Below are 1,185 nucleotides of genomic sequence, written 5' to 3' on the forward strand. Positions count from 1 at the left end.
GAGCATGCCGCCCATGTCTGCCGACACAAAGTTCACCTCAGCAGGGAGCATATTCGCTCACGCGAATGTTTCGTGCTGGAGCTGTACCCTGATTCGATAAGGTAAAGGTGTACGTCAAATTATTACCCGCAATCACCGTCATCGGAGCTGACTTCTCTAACATCAGCATCGCACGACGATTATTATCCACTGGCGTCTCATCTGGATCAGACTCCTTCGGTGTTTCTGGATCCGTAGGACTATTCACAATCGCGATATTCGAAATCACTGTACCGTCTGCCAAGTCTGCATCTACCAGCACCACTAAGCTTAAGGTCACCGTCTCGCCCGCTGGGAGGGTACCCACATTCCAGGTCACGATGCCATTCTCCAACATGCCACCCATGTCCGCACTTACAAAAGTAGTTCCCATCGGAATCGGATCCGTTACTACTACCTCTTGTGCATCACTTGGTCCATTATTCGTCACCGTAATCGTGTAGGCCAAGTTCTCGCCCGCTACCGCTCGCGCCGTAGTTGATTGCTTCATAATGGCAAGGTTCGCGCGGGTCTCTACCGTTACGGCTACACCATTACTGTTCACTGGGCTGTCCATATCGTCTGGACTAGTGGCCTGCGCCATATTACTAATCACAGTGCCCATCGCCACATTCGCCGGTACCATCACCTCTAAGGTCAAGGTCACCGCTGCTCCTGGCAATAGCTCTGCTACATTCCATACCACTTCACCACCTTCGAGCATGCCGCCCATGTCTACCGACACAAAGTTCACCTCAGCAGGGAGCATATCGCTCACGCGAATGTTTCGTGCTGGAGCTGTACCCTGATTCGATAAGGTAAAGGTGTACGTCAAATTATTACCCGCAATCACCGTCATCGGAGCTGACTTCTCTAACATCAGCATCGCACGACGATTATTATCCACTGGCGTCTCGTCTGGATCAGACTCCTTCGGTGTTTCTGGATCTGTAGGACTATTCACAATCGCGATATTCGAAATCACTGTACCGTCTGCCAAGTCTGCATCTACCAGCACCACTAAGCTTAAGGTCACCGTCTCGCCCGCTGGGAGGTACCCACATTCCAAGTCACAATGCCATTCTCCAACATGCCACCCATGTCCGCACTTACAAAAGTAGTTCCCATCGGAATCGGATCCGTTACTACTACCTCTTGTGCATCACT

The 1,185-nt window shown here is 51.2% G+C and carries 1 protein-coding gene and 1 pseudogene; both read right to left on the reverse strand.

Annotated features, from left to right (window positions below; translation table 11 throughout):
* Window positions 1-37 precede the first annotated feature (37 nt).
* Complete coding sequence (locus tag A3SI_RS16765) at window positions 38-1,054, reverse strand: COG1361 S-layer family protein (protein WP_009057905.1); 1,017 nt, start codon at window positions 1,052-1,054, stop codon at window positions 38-40.
* A pseudogene (locus A3SI_RS18665) lies at window positions 1,051-1,185 on the reverse strand (DUF11 domain-containing protein); the annotation flags it as partial. The pseudogene A3SI_RS18665 and the gene A3SI_RS16765, both read right to left, overlap by 4 nt.

The organism is Nitritalea halalkaliphila LW7 (genome assembly GCF_000265075.1).
Classification (GTDB): Bacteria; Bacteroidota; Bacteroidia; order Cytophagales; family Cyclobacteriaceae; genus Nitritalea; species Nitritalea halalkaliphila.